At 62.9% G+C, this 16,170-nt stretch carries 19 protein-coding genes; 8 read left to right on the top strand and 11 right to left on the bottom strand.

Annotated elements, in window-relative coordinates:
* The first annotated feature begins 259 nt into the window (after window positions 1–259).
* Entirely contained in the window at window positions 260–1,282 is a 1,023-nt protein-coding gene (locus F3H96_RS16665) for an acyltransferase (RefSeq protein ID WP_244620044.1), read from the top strand.
* A gap of 18 nt (window positions 1,283–1,300) precedes the next feature.
* Here the strand turns inward: F3H96_RS16665 and F3H96_RS16660 are convergent, their stop codons facing one another.
* Window positions 1,301–3,370, bottom strand: coding sequence for an ASKHA domain-containing protein (locus tag F3H96_RS16660; RefSeq protein WP_149802806.1), 2,070 nt, complete (start codon window positions 3,368–3,370; stop codon window positions 1,301–1,303).
* A gap of 89 nt (window positions 3,371–3,459) precedes the next feature.
* Between F3H96_RS16660 and F3H96_RS16655 the strand changes: the two genes are divergently transcribed.
* On the top strand, window positions 3,460–3,717 hold the full coding sequence (locus F3H96_RS16655; protein WP_244620043.1) for a hypothetical protein: 258 nt from the start codon (window positions 3,460–3,462) through the stop codon (window positions 3,715–3,717).
* 79 nt (window positions 3,718–3,796) lie between these two features.
* Here F3H96_RS16655 and F3H96_RS16650 read toward each other — a convergent pair whose 3' ends face one another.
* From F3H96_RS16650 to F3H96_RS16615, 8 genes are all read right to left on the bottom strand, one after another.
* Window positions 3,797–4,771 (bottom strand): methyltetrahydrofolate cobalamin methyltransferase, encoded by a 975-nt coding sequence (locus F3H96_RS16650; protein WP_149802804.1) that lies wholly within the window; start codon window positions 4,769–4,771, stop codon window positions 3,797–3,799.
* Between the two features lie 142 nt (window positions 4,772–4,913).
* Complete coding sequence (locus F3H96_RS16645) at window positions 4,914–6,005, bottom strand: methylenetetrahydrofolate reductase (protein WP_149802803.1); 1,092 nt, start codon at window positions 6,003–6,005, stop codon at window positions 4,914–4,916.
* Window positions 6,002–6,592, bottom strand: a complete 591-nt coding sequence (locus F3H96_RS16640) for a methylenetetrahydrofolate reductase C-terminal domain-containing protein (protein ID WP_149802802.1) — start codon at window positions 6,590–6,592, stop codon at window positions 6,002–6,004. The genes F3H96_RS16645 and F3H96_RS16640 overlap by 4 nt, the downstream gene beginning before the upstream one ends.
* Window positions 6,585–6,887 (bottom strand): virulence factor, encoded by a 303-nt coding sequence (locus tag F3H96_RS16635; protein ID WP_149802801.1) that lies wholly within the window; start codon window positions 6,885–6,887, stop codon window positions 6,585–6,587. Before F3H96_RS16635 ends, F3H96_RS16640 begins: the two co-directional genes overlap by 8 nt.
* Window positions 6,888–7,045: 158 nt before the next feature.
* Entirely contained in the window at window positions 7,046–7,561 is a 516-nt protein-coding gene (locus F3H96_RS16630) for a GNAT family N-acetyltransferase (protein WP_149802800.1), read from the bottom strand.
* Window positions 7,549–7,815 carry a DUF6290 family protein gene (locus tag F3H96_RS16625; protein ID WP_149802799.1) on the bottom strand — a complete coding sequence of 89 codons (267 nt, stop codon included), beginning with the start codon at window positions 7,813–7,815 and terminating at the stop codon, window positions 7,549–7,551. The genes F3H96_RS16630 and F3H96_RS16625 overlap by 13 nt, the downstream gene beginning before the upstream one ends.
* Before the next feature lie 56 nt (window positions 7,816–7,871).
* Entirely contained in the window at window positions 7,872–8,654 is a 783-nt protein-coding gene (locus F3H96_RS16620; RefSeq protein WP_149802798.1) for a formyl transferase, read from the bottom strand.
* A gap of 117 nt (window positions 8,655–8,771) precedes the next feature.
* The gene (locus tag F3H96_RS16615) at window positions 8,772–9,347 is read right to left on the bottom strand and encodes a DUF4893 domain-containing protein (RefSeq protein ID WP_149802797.1); all 576 of its coding nucleotides are present in this window, start codon (window positions 9,345–9,347) and stop codon (window positions 8,772–8,774) included.
* 121 nt (window positions 9,348–9,468) lie between these two features.
* On the opposite strand from F3H96_RS16615, the gene F3H96_RS16610 reads away from it, so the two are divergent.
* Window positions 9,469–10,383, top strand: a complete 915-nt coding sequence (locus F3H96_RS16610) for an NAD(P)-dependent oxidoreductase (RefSeq protein ID WP_149802796.1) — start codon at window positions 9,469–9,471, stop codon at window positions 10,381–10,383.
* Between the two features lie 12 nt (window positions 10,384–10,395).
* Here F3H96_RS16610 and F3H96_RS16605 read toward each other — a convergent pair whose 3' ends face one another.
* Window positions 10,396–11,028 (bottom strand): DUF1638 domain-containing protein, encoded by a 633-nt coding sequence (locus tag F3H96_RS16605; protein WP_149802795.1) that lies wholly within the window; start codon window positions 11,026–11,028, stop codon window positions 10,396–10,398.
* A gap of 52 nt (window positions 11,029–11,080) precedes the next feature.
* On the opposite strand from F3H96_RS16605, the gene F3H96_RS16600 reads away from it, so the two are divergent.
* Complete coding sequence (locus tag F3H96_RS16600) at window positions 11,081–11,215, top strand: entericidin A/B family lipoprotein (RefSeq protein WP_036258641.1); 135 nt, start codon at window positions 11,081–11,083, stop codon at window positions 11,213–11,215.
* A gap of 85 nt (window positions 11,216–11,300) precedes the next feature.
* Here the strand turns inward: F3H96_RS16600 and F3H96_RS16595 are convergent, their stop codons facing one another.
* Complete coding sequence (locus F3H96_RS16595) at window positions 11,301–11,999, bottom strand: B12-binding domain-containing protein (RefSeq protein WP_149802794.1); 699 nt, start codon at window positions 11,997–11,999, stop codon at window positions 11,301–11,303.
* Between the two features lie 270 nt (window positions 12,000–12,269).
* Here F3H96_RS16595 and F3H96_RS16590 point away from each other — a divergent pair, with 270 nt between their 5' ends.
* From F3H96_RS16590 to F3H96_RS16575, 4 genes are all read left to right on the top strand, one after another.
* Window positions 12,270–13,844, top strand: coding sequence for a trimethylamine methyltransferase family protein (locus F3H96_RS16590; protein ID WP_149802793.1), 1,575 nt, complete (start codon window positions 12,270–12,272; stop codon window positions 13,842–13,844).
* Window positions 13,845–13,933: 89 nt separating this feature from the next.
* Window positions 13,934–14,623 (top strand): 4Fe-4S dicluster domain-containing protein, encoded by a 690-nt coding sequence (locus F3H96_RS16585; RefSeq protein ID WP_149802792.1) that lies wholly within the window; start codon window positions 13,934–13,936, stop codon window positions 14,621–14,623.
* A 104-nt stretch (window positions 14,624–14,727) separates the two neighbouring features.
* Window positions 14,728–15,459, top strand: coding sequence for a dienelactone hydrolase family protein (locus F3H96_RS16580; protein WP_149802791.1), 732 nt, complete (start codon window positions 14,728–14,730; stop codon window positions 15,457–15,459).
* 146 nt (window positions 15,460–15,605) lie between these two features.
* On the top strand, window positions 15,606–16,169 hold the full coding sequence (locus F3H96_RS16575) for an RNA polymerase sigma factor (RefSeq protein WP_149802790.1): 564 nt from the start codon (window positions 15,606–15,608) through the stop codon (window positions 16,167–16,169).
* Window position 16,170 lies beyond the last annotated feature (1 nt).

The following is a 16,170-nucleotide window of genomic DNA, read 5'->3' as shown; positions in this document are numbered from 1 at the left end:
TCGCTTTCGGCCGCCATCCGATGTCCGTTAAATCGCTCACGCATGTATCGGATCGATTTCACGAAAACAGCGTTTCGGTTTCCGGATCGCGCGGATCCGGAAACATTTGCATACAAACAAATTGAGCGGAGCCGGCATGCCGGTTTCTGTCCGCATAACCGCCATCAGCGGTTGACAGTAGCGCGCGGCTGCATTGTTATTGTGCAATGCGATGTCGATTGTATGCGCTGCAACATAGCGCGAATTGGACCGGAGCATCGTGACGAGCATCCACAGTGTTCAATATCTGCGGGGCCTCGCCGCGTGCGCGGTGGTTTGCTTTCACGTCAGCGAGCAATTCGGCGGCCCGTTCGACGTCGGAGCGGCCGGTGTCGACGTCTTCTTTGTGATCAGTGGCTTCATCATGTGGGTGACGACGGCTGGCAGGCCCGCCGATCCATGGCGTTTCATGCGGCGCCGCATCACCCGGATCGTGCCCCTGTACTGGATCGTCACGCTCCTGACTGCGGCGGGCATCCTGCTCAAGCCGCAGTTCTTCTACGGCCATTTCTTCAGCGTCCAGAACTTCGTGGGCTCGCTGTTCTTCCTGCCGGTTCTACAAGAGAACGCGCTGCATCCGATCGTCATACAAGGTTGGACGCTTTGCTATGAAATGATGTTCTATCTGGTTTTCACCCTGGCCCTGTTCCTCGGGGAACGCTTGCGGTTCGGCTTCCTCACAGGCGCTCTTATTGCCATCGTGGCGCTGCATTTCGTCCTTCCCGCGGGATATGCACGTGCCTTCACCGATCCCGTCGTGCTGGAGTTTGCGGCCGGCGTCGTCGTGGGGCGCTTGTGGTTCCAGGGCGCCAGGCTACCGCTCGGAGCGGCGCTGGCGATGGCTGTCGCAGGATTTCTTCTGCTTGCGGCCAGCCCGCTGTTCGCTGTCGACATGCCTCGCGCCTTGCGTTGGGGGCTCCCGGCCACGCTGATCGTAGCGGGCGCCGTTTTTGCCGAGCGGGCGCGGCCATTCAAGCCCAGTGCCTTGCCCAGCTTTCTCGGCGACGCGTCCTATTCGATCTATCTCTGGCATGTCGTGATCGGTGTCCTGACGACGGGTGTCGTCCTCAGGATCGGGCTGCCGGCGGCGTTGCAGCCTGCGACTATCCTGGTCGGCACGCTTGCATTCTCGGCAATGCTTTATCTGGTCATCGAAAAGCCGTTGATCGCGCTGCTGCACCCGCAACGCGGTAAAGGCATCGTGAAGGCAAGCGGCGTCACGGCTGCGCGCGCCGCGGAATAAGGTCGAAAATCGGTAAGCCTAATCGCGGCCGCGCCGCGCCGCGCGCTCCTCGCGCGAGCGCCGGCGCGGGGTGGCGTCGCCGGCGGTGCCGTCCTCGCTCATTGCCTTGCGCGGCGGCAGCTTCACCGCGGCCGCCAGCTTCGGGAACGGGTCGACCTTATTCGGCAGCGCCATGGCGTAGACGAAGTGCTCCTGGAATTTTGATTCCAGCGCGGTCTCGATCTTCTCGATCCTGCTCACCGTCTCCTCGATCTCGCGGCGGTAACCGCGATTGAGAAGGGCCATGCGCGCGCCGGCGCCGGCGGCGTTGCCGACGGCCGAGACCTTGTCGAGGTCGCAATCCGGGATCAGGCCGAGCACCATGGCGTATTTCGGGTCGATGAAGGAGCCGAACGCGCCGGCGAAGTGGATGCGGTCGACATGGTCGGTGTGCTGTTTTTCCATCAACAGCTTGGTGCCGGCATAAAGCGCCGCCTTGGCAAGCTGGATGGCGCGCACGTCGTTTTGCGTGATGGTGATCTTCGGCCCGCCGTCCTTCAGCACATAAGAGAAGGTGCGGCCGTTTGGCACGATGCGCGGCGAGCGCGCGCCGAGCGATCCGTCGACGACACCGTCTTCCGAAATGATGCCGGCCAGATACATCTCCGCCACCACCTCGATGATGCCGGACCCGCAGATGCCGGTGACGCCGGTCGCCTGCACGCTTTCGGCGAAGCCCGGCTGATCCGACCACAGCTCCGAGCCGATGACGCGGTAGCGCGGCTCGAGCGTTTCGGGGTCGATGCGCACGCGCTCGATGGCGCCGGGCGCCGCGCGCTGGCCGCCGGAGATTTCCGCGCCCTCGAAGGCCGGCCCCGTGGGAGAGGAGGCCGCGACGACGCGCGTCGAGTTGCCGAGCACGATCTCGGCATTGGTGCCGACGTCGACGATCAGCATCATCTCGTCCTGGCGATGCGGGCCTTCCGACAGCGTTACCGCGGCCGCGTCGGCACCGACGTGGCCGGCGATGCAAGGCAGCATGTAGAGGCGCGCACCCTGGTTGAGCTTCAGGCCGATGTCGGAGGCCTTGATGCGCACCGCGCCGGAGACGGCAAGCGCGAAGGGCGCGCCGCCAAGTTCGGTCGGATCGATGCCGAGGAACAAATGATGCATGATCGGATTGCCGACGAAGACGGAATCCAGAATGTCGTTGCGCTGGACATTGCCTTCCGCGCAGACCTTGTCGACGAGGCCGGACACGGCTTCGCGCACGGCAACCGTCATGCCTTCGCGACCGTCCGGGTTCATCATCACATAGGAGACGCGGCTCATCAGATCCTCGCCGAAGCGGATCTGCGGATTGGACGTGCCCGAGGACGCGGCGACGCGGCCGGAGAGCAGCGAGACGAGATGCATGGCGATGGTGGTCGAGCCGATATCGCAGGCAAGGCCGTAGGCTTCGTTCTTCAGGCCAGGCCACAGCGCGATGACGCGCGCGATGTCGCTGTCGGCATCCTTGTGGATGGCGGCCGTCGCGGTCCAGTTGCCCTTGCGCAGGATGCCTTGCACCTGCGGCAACAGGTAGAAGTCGAACTCGAGGTTCTTGAAGCCCCAGTCCTTCATCAGCGCGATCTTGAGCCGGTCGAGATCGCCGAGCGGCTTGTGCATGTCGGGCTCTTCGATCTCGACATAGCACATGCGGATCGCCGTATCGCGGGCGATGATCCTGGTATCGGCGTCCTTGCGGATGGTCTGGGCGTTGATGACCGTATCCTGCGGCACGTCGATGACGAGGTCGCCGAGGATCTGCGCCGAGCAGGAGAGGCGACGCCGCTCGGGCAGGCCGCGCACGCGCTCGTAGCGCTCTTCCTTGGCGCCCTTGGGCGAGATGTGGTCGTCGGACGAGATGATCTTGTGCTTGGCGAAATTGCCTTCCTGGACCTCGATCTGGCAACGACCGCACGTGGCGCGGCCACCGCACACGCTTTCGACATAGACGCCAAGCTGGCGCGCGGCATCGAGCACCGGCGTTCCAATGGGGAACCGGCCGCGCTTGCCCGACGGCATGAACAATACGAGCGGATCGGTGATGTTGGGAGGAGGATTCATGCTGGCACGCGTTTCGATGGCAATGACCGATGCCGTTTAACGGATCGTTCTACTATTGGGCGGAGAGTCCGTTGGTCCAGGGGCCAGTCATGTCGGATCTTCTGCTCTCCGCAGTCTTCACCGCTTTCACCATGGTGCGCGTGCTGAAGGGTTCCGTGCTCAAGGGTTCTTGGCTGCGCAACCCGCAATACCTGGCCACCGGAATTCTCGGCGCAATAGCAGGAGCATTGCTGCTCAATGCGTATTGGCCCGCTTATGACGATGATTTCATCGTCGGCGGTGTGACGGCCATCTTCGGATCGTGGGCGGGAATGGCGTTGTTCGACGCCATCCTGGGCATCGCCTGACCGCAAAGCAGACTTGTCCGACCGCATCCATGATGCGATCGGACCGGCGCTGTTTGCGATGCGGCTCACGATTGCGCGCTTATCCCCTGGCCATGCGGGCTTCACGGCCGCCGCGCCGGCGTCCGCCATTGGCCGCACCTTCGCCCGGCGCGTTGACCGCGGTCGGAGCCGCGACGGCTTGGCCGCCTTCGGCCGGCTTGTAGTCCTTGTAGGTGCGGATCCAGTTGGTGCAGTTCTCGTCGGTGCCGTTCAGTACATTGGCGCCGCGCACGGCTTCCATTTCCTGCGGACGGACCGGGTTCATGATGGCGCTGGTCATGCCGGCGCCGATCACCATCGGGATGAAGGCAGCGTTGATGCCATGGCGGTGCGGCAGCCCGAAGGAGATGTTGGAGAGACCGCAAGTGGTGTTGACCTTGAGCTCTTCGCGCAGCCGGCGCAGCAGCGCGAAGACCTGGCGGCCGGCATCGCCCAGCGCGCCGATCGGCATCACCAGCGGGTCGACGACGACATCATGGGCGGGAATGCCGAAATCGGCGCAGCGCTGGACGATCTTCTTGGCGACGGCGAAGCGGACATCGGGGTCCATCGAGATGCCGGTCTCGTCATTGGAGATGGCGACGACCGGGACGTTGTACTTCTTGACCAGCGGCAGGATGGCTTCGAGCTTTTCTTCCTCGCCGGTGACGGAGTTGACCAGCGGACGGCCCTTGGCGACCTTGAGTGCCGCCTCGATCGCGGCTGTGACCGAGGAGTCGATCGAGAGCGGCAGGTCGACCAGGCCCTGCACGATCTCCACCGTCTGCACCAGCAGCGCCGGCTCGGTGGCGTTGGGGTCGACGGCGGTGACGCCGGCATTTACGTCGAGCATGGTGGCGCCGCAGGCGGCCTGCTCCAGCGCGTCCTTGATGACGGTCTCGAAATTGCCGGCCACCATCTCGGCGGCCAGCTTCTTGCGGCCGGTCGGGTTGATGCGCTCGCCGATCACGCAAAAGGGCTGATCGAAGCCGATGACGATTTCTCGGGTCGCCGAGGCGACGATGGTGCGGGTCATGAAATCTCTCCGTCGGGATATAAAGAGTTCTTTATATCGTTATCTGATCTTATTCAAGCGGATGGTGATTGGCCCGCCCTTAGACTCTAAGTTGATGTATGTCGTTGCCCCAAAACCGGTTCCCGCTTTTGGGCGACATACATCAGTGCGCGGTCTTCACCATGTCCACCTGGGTCTCGGTAATCTCGTCGTGCAGTATGTGATCCAACCGGTCGGCGACCATCTGGTCGTCGCGACGGATCTCACGCTTCCACGGCTGGCGGCCTTTCAGCACGCCGGATTCATCGACGATCTCGGCGACATATTCCTCCTGGCGGTAGGCCATCACATGGATGCCCGAGACACCGGGGATTTCCTTCACCTCGTTGATGATGTCGATGCAGAGTTGCTTGCCTTCCTTCTTCTGGTCCTGCGCGCCTTCGAGCCGCTTGATGATAGCATCGGGGATATGGATGCCAGGAACGTTGGACCGGATCCATTTCGCCGTCTTGGCGGAAGCGAGCGGCCCTACACCGCACAGGATGAAGACCCTCTCGGTGTGGCCGAGATCGCGCGCCTTCTGCATGAAGGTTCTGAACATCGGCACATCGAAGCAGTACTGGGTCTGTATGAACTGCGCGCCGGCGGCGATCTTCTTGCCGAGGTGGATCGGACGGAAATCGTAAGGCGGCGCGAAGGGGTTGACGGCGGCACCCAGGAAGACCTGCGGCGGCGTCGTCAGCTTGCGGCCAGACAGGAACTTGCCGTTGTCGCGCATGATGCGGATGGTTTCGAGCAGCGACATGGAATCGAGGTCGAACACCGGTTTGGCGCCGGGCTGGTCGCCGGCCTGCACGCCGTCGCCAGTGAGGCACAGCATGTTGGCGACGCCCATCGCCGCGCCGCCCAGCACGTCGCCCTGGATGGCGATGCGGTTCTTGTCGCGGCAGGCGATCTGCATGATCGGCGCATAGCCCATGCGGGTGAGGAGAGCGCAGATGCCGACCGAAGACATGTGGCAGTTGGCGCCTGAGGCATCGACCGCGTTGATGGCGTCGACCCAGCCGTCGAAGATCTTGGCGCGATTGTAGACGTCTTCCGGATCGGCGCTGTCGGGAGGGTTGAGCTCGGTGGTCACCGCGAACTCGCCGCGGCGCAGCACACGCTCCAGCCGGCCGCGCGAGGAATGGCCGGGCAGGGGATCGAGCGGCAGGTGGATGCCGGCCGGGTTCTCGTCGCGCTGGTGGGCGGTCATGCCGAAGCTCCGGGATTCTGGGGCGTCTCACGCGCGGCGGCAGCCTGCGCGGTCACCCGCAGCCACGCCGAGGTTTCGCGCAGCGACTGATCGACCGGCTTCTGCACGGTGAGGATATTGTCGCCATGCACCATGTTGCGCGAGCCTTCCCAGGCCTTGACCCAGACGCAAGGCATGTCCGGCTCGACCTCGCAATTGCCGTTGGCGCGCACGCCGCCGCAGGGGCCGTTGCGCAACTGCTTGGGGCAATTCATCGGGCAGGACATGCCGGTGGAGGAGAGCACGCACTGGCCGCACATGCGGCAGTCGAACATGAAGCCCTTGACGCGCTTTTCGATGAACTTCACCGGAGCCTCGACGCGGCCGTAGCCGATGCCCTTCCACAGAGGGTGCAGCAGCAGGAAAACATCGGCGAACCTGCCGTAGAACCATTCGAGCAATCGCGAATGCCGGACGGACCACAGTCTCACGGCGAAAGTGCGCTGGACGCGCCGCTGCGGCGAAACGTCGGCAGGCTTGTAGTCGGATTTCGGCGCTGCCTTCTTGACCAGAGTGGCCTGGGTAACCGCCGGCTGCTTGTCAGACATTTTCTTTCCCGCCAGCTTTGACCAGGGCGACCAGCCGCTCACGGTCATATTTCTTGTCGAGTTCCCGATAGGCCTTCTCGACCTCTGCTTCGATGTCGTCGCCGACCGGGATCGGATCGGCCTTGCGCCACTCCGCCAGATAGTCGTCGGTGCCGCCGGCGCCGGTGCGCATGGCGCACATGTCGATCGCCTCGGTGAAGCGCAGCGGCAATTCGCGCTTGGCGTTCTGCCGGCCTTTCCTGACGATGACCTGGGCAGGAATGTCGCGCCAATAGACGACGATCAGATCGGCCATGAATTCTTACTCCTCGAAGTCTTGGAGCATTGCCGCATGCGCTGATTTGCTGCTTGTTATGGGACGACGCGCGCGCCTTCAAAAGCGACGCTGTCGATTACCGGAAGGAAGGATCAATTGGGATCGCGCTCCGCGCCGAAGCGATCCGTTCAAAAATCTCATTCGTTTCCGAAGCCGCTTTCTCTCAAATCGGCGATGCGGACGATCATGCTTCGTTTGGGGTCGAATGGCAGGTCTTCAAAATCGAAGCTGCGATAGAAATTTCTCACGGCATCGTCGAGCGGATGGGTGAGGACGCCGAAGCATCCTATCTCGGTGGAGAACCGAACCGCAGTTCTGAGCGCGAACAACAGCAGCGAGCGCCCACAGCCCCTGTTCTGGTACCGGTTGTCCACGGCAAGTTGGCCAAGCAGTATTATGGGGACCGGATCAGGGCGATTGCGTTGCGCAGGCTTTGGCAGATATGCCCGCTCGATCTGGCCGGTGCTAAGGGCGACATAGCCGGCAATGAGACCGCTCGCGGGATCGCAGATGATGCTAGTGCGTGAGACACCGTCTTGTTGATTGCGCCAGGCATGGCGGCGAAACCAGTTGTTGAGCGACTCACGACCGCAGTCGAAAGCTTCCCTCTCGTCGTCGTCGGCAAGCCGTCGAGGCGGCGTCAGTCCTGCCATACAGGTCGCGATGCCGCGAGTTTTCGCAGTCCCGGCAACGACTTGGGCGGCGATTTCGCCCACGCCTCGAACTTTTCCCAATCGGCTGCCGGAATCGTCACGATACGTCCGTCCAGCACCTCCATTTCGGCGGCTTCGACGGCCTTGCGGCGGATGAAGTCGCTGAGGGTGGTGTTGGCCTGACTGGCAGCGGCTTCGAGTATCTCGCGTTCGTCGGAGGTTACGCGGAGGCTGAGGGGGGCCATATTGGACATTGGTGATCTCGCTTTCGGTATGACAATAGCATACGAAGCGGGTCGACTGATAGTGCCTACCAGATGCGCTTCGTTAGGCCGGTCCAGAGATAGAACCAGATCGTGGGATGAAACCACTGCTTCGACGGCAGGCCAGGATCGATCGTTGCGAGCCTCCCGGCCAGCGCATCTTTCACCGCCTCGGCGCAGACATCGCGCGAAAATGCCGCCTGGCGTAGCGCGTAGCTGGCGATAGTATCGCCCGCCTTTGGTTTGCCGCGCGCCTGCTTCAGCACCCCGCCGGTGTCGACGCCGGCATCGACCAGATGCACGGTGGTGCCGAAATTCTCCCGATCGCCGGACGCCAGCGCCCAGTAGCCGCCATTCATGCCGCGATATTTCGGGGCGATGCCGGCATGATAGTTGAGCACGGGACAAGGCATTTTTGCCAGCGTGTCCTTCGACAGCAGCCTGCAGCCGGCAAGCAGCACCACACCCGGATTGATCTTGATGACGGCCTCAAGGCATTCGGGCCCATTGGCCGAAGGCACATGGATGATCGTCTGGCCCTGCCGCGGCTCGGTGTCGAGCCTCTCTTCGGCAATCAATCGCGCGGCGTGACCGGCCAGGAAGCGCTTGCCGAGCCTGGTCAGCACCATGGTGCCGAGCTGGCCGCCGGCCGAGACCCAGCCCTGGCGCCGCGCGCGGCCCAGCAGCAAACGCTTCTTGGATTCAGGGGCTTCGAGGATGACGCTGACAGGACCGACCCGATCTGCAAGCGCATTCACGATGGCCCAGATATGCGGGCCACCTTCGGTGACGACCACGATCGGTCGCATGCTGGATTCCGACTCCGCCATTGGCAAGCTTCCGCGCTGGAAAACGGGCGCATGCTATTCTCGGCGGGTTAATCCTTGGTGTGCCAAAGGCTTGGGGTCGTGTGCCAAAGGTTTGGGTCAAGCGTCGGACAATCCGGCTCAGCGCTTGAACTCCATGATGTCGAGCTTCGATTCATAATAGGGCGCGGGGAATTCGATCCGCCACTCGCTGGCGCTGTTGCGGAAGGCGTAGCCGACCTGGTCGGTCTCGGGGCCGCTGCCGTAGGGCCTGGCCTTGTCGTCGTTGACCGAGAACGAGCCGAGATAGATGGCGCGCTTGTCGCCATCGTCGAAGAACCGGCCGGCGGTGCGCTGCGAGCCGCTGATCTTCGCAAGCCGCCAGCCGGAGCCGTCGTCGGTCACCTTGCATTTGAACCAGCCATAGATGACGAGTGGGCTCAAGCCGCCCGCCTTGATGGTGCGGCACTTCCAGTTGCCGGTGAGATCCTTGTCGGAGAAGGCGACCAGCGGCTTGGCGAGCAATGCATCGAGTTGCTTAACCTCGGCCGGATCGCCGGCCTTCGCTTCTTCAAGAGCGGCCTTGCGTGTCTCGCCATACTTATCCAACCGTGCCTTGTCGGCAGCCGTGATCAGCTTCTGCACCTCGCCGTCGGCATGGGCGGGCAGTGCGAAGCCGATGAGGCAAAGGGCTGCAAGCAGCAGGCGAGGGGTCATCGATGCGTATCCTGGATCAGGGGCTGGAATAGCCGTTTTATCTTCTGGCGCACAACTTACCCGTTCGCCGATCGGTGTCATCCGTGCTTAACAGCGCGAGAGCGGAAACAACGGTTGATCGATGCGTATCTTGCTCACGGGAGCATCGGGCTGGCTGGGCAGCGCGCTGGCGCCGAGGCTGAGGTCGCTCGGCCATGAATTGATTGGCCTCGATCCGGTTCCATCGAAGCAGACCGAGGTGGTCGGTTCGGTTGCCGATCGCCAGCTCGTCCTAAGGACCGTCGGCGAAAACGGCATCGAGGCCATCGTCCATAGCGGCGCGCTGCACAAGCCGAACATAGAGCACCATGAGAATGCTGACTTCGTCGCGACGAATGTGCAAGGCACGCTCAACCTGCTCGATGCGGCCGTGACCTGCGGCGTCCAGCGCTTCGTCTTCACCTCGACGACGTCGCTGATGATCTCGCAGGCAATCCGCGCCGGTCTCCGGGGCGGCGCGGGCAAGGCGGCCTGGCTGACAGAAGAGATGGCGCCGGAGCCGCGCAACATCTATGGCGTGACCAAGCTTTCAGCCGAGCATCTGTGCCGTCTTTATCACCTCCAATATGGCCTGCCGGTGGTGGTGCTGCGCACGGCGCGCTTCTTTCCCGAAGCCGACGACATGGCGCATGCGATCGAGCAATCCGATGCCAACACCAAGGCCAACGAGCTTTTGTTCCGGCGGCTGACGGTGGAGGATGCGGCGGAGGCTCATGTCGCGGCACTGGAGAAGGCGCCCCAGCTCGGTTTTGATACGTTTATCATTTCGGCACCGACGCCCTTCCGGCCTCAAGATTGCGCCGAATTGATCGCCGACGCGCCGGCGGTCGTCGCGCGCTATTTCCCGGATTATCCGACGCTCTATGCCAGGAAAGGGTGGACGATGTTCACCTCGATCGACCGCGTCTACGATCCGTCGCGGGCGAGGGTGCGGCTGGGCTTCGTGTGCAGGACGAGTTTTGCCGATGTGCTTGCCGCGCTGGGCGCGGAGGCGTGAGGGCCAGCCTTCTCAGGCCGTGCTCTGTGCCGCCCGCGCCAGTTCGCCTGTCAGGTCGCCATAGCCTGTCGTGCGGCGCTCATAGGTGAGCCCAAGCATGGCCGCGGCTTTCTCGGCGACCTTGTCGAGCTCCGGATCGTCGGTCTGGGCGAGATAGATCAGCTTCTCGTAGTTGCCGAAATAGTCCTTGATCAGCTCGGGATGCCTGTCGAGGCCGAGCGGTTTGATGAAGAACGCGTCGAACTGGCGGCAGAGGAAGTCGGTCATATAGAACGACGTCATGTCGTCGTCGGCGACCTTCGCGTAGGCGTCCATGCCCTGGTAGAAGGCAAAGCAATGCGGCCCCGCCATGCGCTCGACGCCATGCTTCTCGATGACGCGGTCGAGCAGACCGCCGGTGCCGCAGTCGGCATAGCCGACGAAGATGTGGCTGTAACCTTCCGCCTTGGCCTTGTCGATCGCCCTGTCCATCGCCGGCGCGATGCGGTCCGGGTAGAAATGGAACTCGGCCGGCAGGCAGGTCAGCTCGAGATGGTCGAGCTTCAGCTGTTGCTTGACGGCCAAAACCTCGCGCGCAATCATCCCGCAGGCGATGACGAGCAGCCTGTCTGTTTGATTCGGTTTCGTTTTTTGCGTTTTGACCAAGTCGAGCCGGCTTTCGCTACGGGGCTAATATCTGTCGAGGGAGACACCATTCATGAAACTGCTACGCATCGCGCCGATGGCCATTCTTGCCTGCGCGCTTGCACTCACCGCCTGCGCCAACACCATTCGGGGCGTCGGCAAGGATGTCAAATCGACGGCAAGGGCGGTCAAAGACACTGTCAACTGATTCGCAGCCTCGTCCATCATCTGGGAACAAAAAAGCCGCGCTGCAAGGCGCGGCTTTTCCTGTCGGTCCATCCTGATGCCTTGGATCAGGCGGTCGCGCGAACGTTGTGCTTGCGCTTCATGAAGTCCTTGGCGGTCTCGACCGCCACCGCCGCGTCGCGGCAATAGGCGTCGGCGCCGACGGCCTTGCCGAATTCCTCGTTGAGCGGCGCGCCGCCGACCAGCACAACATAATCGTCGCGGATGCCCTTTTCCTTCATCGTGTCGATGACGACCTTCATGTAGGGCATGGTGGTGGTAAGCAGCGCCGACATGCCGATGATGTCGGGCTGGTGCTGCTCGATCGCATCCAGATACTTCTCGACCGCATTGTTGATGCCGAGGTCGATGACGTCGAAGCCGGCGCCTTCCATCATCATGCCGACAAGGTTCTTGCCGATGTCGTGGATGTCGCCCTTGACGGTGCCGATTACCATCTTGCCCTGCTTGGGCGCGCCGGTGGCGGCGAGCAGCGGACGAAGGATCGCCATGCCGGCTTTCATCGCATTGGCCGAAAGCAGCACTTCCGGCACGAACAGGATGCCGTCGCGAAAGTCCTCGCCGACGATGCGCATGCCTTCAACCAGCGCTTCGGTCAACACTTTGTAAGGTGCCCACTTGCGCTCGAGAAGGATATTGGTGCCTTCCTCGATCTCTTCCTTCAGACCGTCGTAGAGGTCGTCATGCATCTGCTGCACGAGTTCGTCGTCGGAAAGCTCGGAAAGGATGATCTCGTCGTCGGACATTTTCTCGGGCTCCTTGCTGCTCGGAATGACTGCGGCAGCCTAAAAATCGATGCGCCAATACCTAACCCGCGAGGGCGACGTAGCCATAGCTGATTTGCGACTTCCCGCAAAAGGAAAGCGACTGAAAAATTAGCGGTTTTCTTGTCGATTTTGCGACAGGTGTTGGCGCTGGCTGGCCGTTTCCAATAGGGTGCATGGCTACGATCCGGGCAAGAGGCGGCAGCGACGTGCCGCAAGCCAGTCCAGGCCAGATTCATAGGAAGAACGATCATGAGCGATAACGCGGCAGTCGAGCAGGAAGCGTCAGGCGGACGGCGCGGACGTGGCGCCAGCGGCGGCGCAGCGGCACGCCGGGCGGCCCGTTCGGGCGGCGGTCCGGGCACGCAGCTCACCTACATCAAGCGTAAGATCAACGTCTACGAGGTCCTTGACGAGGAAGGCCTGGCGCTGATCGAGAAGAACACCGACACGGTGCTGGAAGAAATCGGCATCATCTTTCGCGACGATGCCGAGGCGCTGGCGCTCTGGAAAGAGGCGGGCGCCGACGTCAAAGGCGAGCGCGTGCACTTCCCCAAGGGCCTCTGCCGCTCGCTGCTGAAGACCGCGCCTTCGATCTACACCCAGCACGCGCGCAATCCGGAACGCTCGGTGCAGATCGGCGGCAACGCGACCGTGTTCGCGCCGGTCTACGGCCCACCCTTCGTGCGCGACCTCGACGGCAAGCGTCGCTACGCGACGATCGAGGATTTCCAGAATTTCGTGAAGCTCGCCTATATGGCGCCGTCGATCCACCATTCGGGCGGCACGGTGTGCGAGCCGGTGGACGTGCCGGTCAACAAGCGCCACCTCGACATGGTCTATTCGCATATCCGCTATTCGGACAAACCGTTCATGGGTTCGGTGACGGCGCCGGAACGTGCCGAGGACACGGTGGCGATGGCCAAGCTCGTGTTCGGCGACGACTTCGTCGAAAACAACACGGTGCTGACCAGCCTGATCAACGCCAACTCGCCGATGGTGTTCGACGAGACCATGTTAGGGGCGCTAAAAGTCTATTCGCGCCACAACCAGGCCTGCATCGTCACGCCGTTCATCCTGGCCGGCGCGATGAGCCCGGTAACCGTTGCCGGCACGCTGACGCAGGTGCTCGCCGAGGTGCTGGCCGGCGCCTCGTTCACGCAGTTGATCAAGCCCGGCGCGCCGGTGCTGTTCGGCACTTTCGCGTCGTCGATCTCGATGCAGTCGGGCGCGCCGACCTTCGGCACGCCGGAGCCGTCTCTGGTCTCCTATGGCGCCGCTCAGCTGGCGCGCCGGCTCGGCCTGCCGTTCCGCACCGGCGGCTCGCTCTGCGCCTCCAAGGTTCCGGACGCGCAGGCGGCCTATGAGAGCGCCAACACACTCAACTCGACGATCCTTGCCGGCACCAATTTCGTGCTGCATTCGGCCGGCTGGCTGGAGGGCGGCCTCGCCTCCTGCTACGAAAAATTCATGATGGACATCGACCAGCTCGGCATGCAGCAGAAGTTTTCCGAGGGCGTCGACCTGTCGGAAAACGGCCAGGCGATGGACGCCATCCGCCAGGTCGGTCCGGGCAGCCACTATCTCGGCTGCGACCACACGCAGGCGAATTTCCAGACGGCCTTCTATCGCTCCAGCATCGCCGACAACAATTCCTACGAGCAGTGGCTGGCCGAAGGCGAGAAGACAGCGCCGCAGCGTGCCAACGAGCTCGCCCGCCGCTGGCTGGAGAGCTATGAGGCGCCGCATCTCGATCCGGCCATCGACGAGGCGCTGAAGGACTTCATCGCCAAGAAGAAGGGCTCGATGGCCGACGCCTTCACGTGAAAGGAGCCCGAGTCAGGCCGGGCTAAAGTCGCCAACATCATTCACAAGGAAGTCTGGCGGAGCGCGTTCTCCGACCCGGACCGGAAGGGATGATCGTTGCGCGCGGCACAATTGAGGAGATTGCGGCCGCGCTGGCAGCTTTCGGCCTGATTTTGCGTGGCGGGTTCAATTTTGCCGGCGATGAAGCGGCGCCCGCCAGACCTTCCGGCGCTCTCGCCAAATCGGTGCTGCTGGTCGGACAAGCGGGCGCGGCGCCCTGGCCGCATTTCCAGCGCTGGCTGGAAAATCAACCGCAGCCGATCGCCGATCCGCTGGACACATGGTCGCGCGAAATGATCGGCGCCGTTGCCCGGCAATTCGATGCGCGCGCCGTGTCGCCCTCCGACCGGCCCTATCTGCCGTTCCAGCAATGGGCGATGCGAGCTGAAGGGCTGAAACCGTCGCCGCTCGGCATCCTCATGCATCCCACATATGGGCTATGGCACGCCTATCGCGGCGCGTTGCTGTTCGAGGACGAGATTTCTGTTCCCGAACCTCATGAAGCGATTCATCTCTGCGACCTATGTGTCGAAAAACCCTGCCTGAAATCCTGTCCGGTCGACGCGTATTCCGGGCAGGGATTTGCCCATGAAGCCTGTCTTGGGCATGTCCGCGGTCCTCTCGGCGCGCCTTGCCGGAAGGGCGGCTGCCTCGACCGCAACGCCTGTCCCTACGGCACAAGCTACCGCTATCCGCCGGAGGTGCAGGCTTTTCACATGGCGGCCTTCGCCAGGCTTTAAAGGCGCAGGCCGCCCGCACGAAATCTTGAATGGCCTGGTCCCGGAATGGCTTACCGGAACGGCGCGTGCCGATATCTATCGCACGACAGGCAACGGAGAGCATCATGGCCGGAAAGCAGATCGCGATTGAAACCAGAGACGGCGTGGCAAAGGCTGGGCTTTTCCGACCGTCCGGCAGGGCCATCGCCGGCGTCATCCTCTACATGGATATTTTCGGTCCGCGTCCGACGCTCGACCAGATGGCCGAACGCCTCGCGGGGAATGGCTATGCCGTGCTGGTGCCCGATCTCTTCTACCGCTACGCGCCGTATGGCCCTTTCGATCCCAAAACCGCCTTTGCCGAGGAAAAGACCAAGGCCTTGCTGTTGATGTTGAGCGGCGGCACGACGCAGGGCATGACCATCCGCGACAATGCCGGCTTCCTCGATGCGCTTGCGGGCGAAGGCATTGACGGGCCGATCGGCGTCGTCGGCTATTGCATGGGCGGCGCGCGGGCGCTGAACGCGGCTGCGACCTATCCGGACCGAATCGTTGCCGCGGCGAGCTTCCATGGCGGCAACCTGGCAAGTGACGCGCCCGACAGCCCGCACCGCAAGGCGGCATCGATCAAGGCGCGCGTCTATGTCGGCGTCGCCGGCGTCGATCGCAGCTTCCCGCCGGAACAGTCGGCGCGGCTGGCGGAGGCGTTGCGCGTGGCCGAGGTCGACCACACGATCGAAAACTATGCCGGCGTCGGCCATGGCTGGTGCGTTCCGGATCACAGCGTCTATGACGAGACCGGCGCCGAACGCCATTGGAAGCGGCTGACGACGTTTTTCAAGGAGACGCTGGGCTGAGTTAGCCCCATCAAACGTTGGCGCCGCCCCTCATCCGCCCTTCGGGCACCTTCTCCCCGTAGAACGGGGAGAAGGAAAAGGTGCAGCCGCAAAAAAATCTTTCCATCGCCCCAAGGATTAGCCATTAGCCTTCGTCCAACAGGCAAATGACGGCGATGATGCTGGACGACAGCGAAGCCTCCGATGCCGAACTGATCGGGCGGGCGAGGGACGGAGACAGGGGGGCTTTCGGCAAATTGCTCGAAAGGCACTATGGCTTCGTCTATCGCGCCGCCTACCGCTGGTGCGGCAGGAAAGCCGACGCCGAAGACATCGCCCAGGACGTTTGCGTCCGGCTGGGCCGGGCGATCCGCGACTATCAGGGCAGCGGCGCTTTCACGACATGGCTCTACGCCATGACGCTGAATGCAGCGCGCGACCTGATGCGCAAGCGCGCCCGCGACACCGCCAAGACCGAAGCCTATGGCGCCTACGCACTGATTTCCGGGGAAGGGGCGGCAGAGGCCCAGGATCCGGCCGACGCATTGTGGGCGGCAGTGCGGATGCTGCCCGACAAACAGCGCGATGCGGTGCTGCTGGTCTATGGCGAAGGCCTTAACCACGCCGCGGCCGCGGAGGTGATGGCGATCTCGGAGACGACGGTTTCCTGGCACATCCATGAAGCGAAGAAACGGCTGAAGGTACTCATGCGTTCAGTCGGGGAAGTGTGAC

The organism is Mesorhizobium sp. NFR06, from assembly GCF_900115245.1.
Lineage (GTDB): Bacteria > Pseudomonadota > Alphaproteobacteria > Rhizobiales > Rhizobiaceae > Mesorhizobium.
Note: the sequence above shows the minus strand (reverse complement) of the source record. Positions and strands in the feature narration are given on the sequence as shown.

Coding starts and splice junctions, on each gene's coding strand:
- F3H96_RS16660 (WP_149802806.1), bottom strand. CDS start 3,370: ATGAATCCTCCTCCCAACATCACCGATCCGCTCGTATTGTTCATGCCG.
- F3H96_RS16655 (WP_244620043.1), top strand. CDS start 3,460: ATGTCGGATCTTCTGCTCTCCGCAGTCTTCACCGCTTTCACCATGGTG.
- F3H96_RS16650 (WP_149802804.1), bottom strand. CDS start 4,771: ATGACCCGCACCATCGTCGCCTCGGCGACCCGAGAAATCGTCATCGGC.
- F3H96_RS16645 (WP_149802803.1), bottom strand. CDS start 6,005: ATGACCGCCCACCAGCGCGACGAGAACCCGGCCGGCATCCACCTGCCG.
- F3H96_RS16640 (WP_149802802.1), bottom strand. CDS start 6,592: ATGTCTGACAAGCAGCCGGCGGTTACCCAGGCCACTCTGGTCAAGAAG.
- F3H96_RS16635 (WP_149802801.1), bottom strand. CDS start 6,887: ATGGCCGATCTGATCGTCGTCTATTGGCGCGACATTCCTGCCCAGGTC.
- F3H96_RS16630 (WP_149802800.1), bottom strand. CDS start 7,561: ATGGCAGGACTGACGCCGCCTCGACGGCTTGCCGACGACGACGAGAGG.
- F3H96_RS16625 (WP_149802799.1), bottom strand. CDS start 7,815: ATGTCCAATATGGCCCCCCTCAGCCTCCGCGTAACCTCCGACGAACGC.
- F3H96_RS16620 (WP_149802798.1), bottom strand. CDS start 8,654: ATGGCGGAGTCGGAATCCAGCATGCGACCGATCGTGGTCGTCACCGAA.
- F3H96_RS16615 (WP_149802797.1), bottom strand. CDS start 9,347: ATGACCCCTCGCCTGCTGCTTGCAGCCCTTTGCCTCATCGGCTTCGCA.
- F3H96_RS16610 (WP_149802796.1), top strand. CDS start 9,469: ATGCGTATCTTGCTCACGGGAGCATCGGGCTGGCTGGGCAGCGCGCTG.
- F3H96_RS16600 (WP_036258641.1), top strand. CDS start 11,081: ATGAAACTGCTACGCATCGCGCCGATGGCCATTCTTGCCTGCGCGCTT.
- F3H96_RS16595 (WP_149802794.1), bottom strand. CDS start 11,999: ATGTCCGACGACGAGATCATCCTTTCCGAGCTTTCCGACGACGAACTC.
- F3H96_RS16590 (WP_149802793.1), top strand. CDS start 12,270: ATGAGCGATAACGCGGCAGTCGAGCAGGAAGCGTCAGGCGGACGGCGC.
- F3H96_RS16585 (WP_149802792.1), top strand. CDS start 13,934: ATGATCGTTGCGCGCGGCACAATTGAGGAGATTGCGGCCGCGCTGGCA.
- F3H96_RS16580 (WP_149802791.1), top strand. CDS start 14,728: ATGGCCGGAAAGCAGATCGCGATTGAAACCAGAGACGGCGTGGCAAAG.
- F3H96_RS16575 (WP_149802790.1), top strand. CDS start 15,606: ATGACGGCGATGATGCTGGACGACAGCGAAGCCTCCGATGCCGAACTG.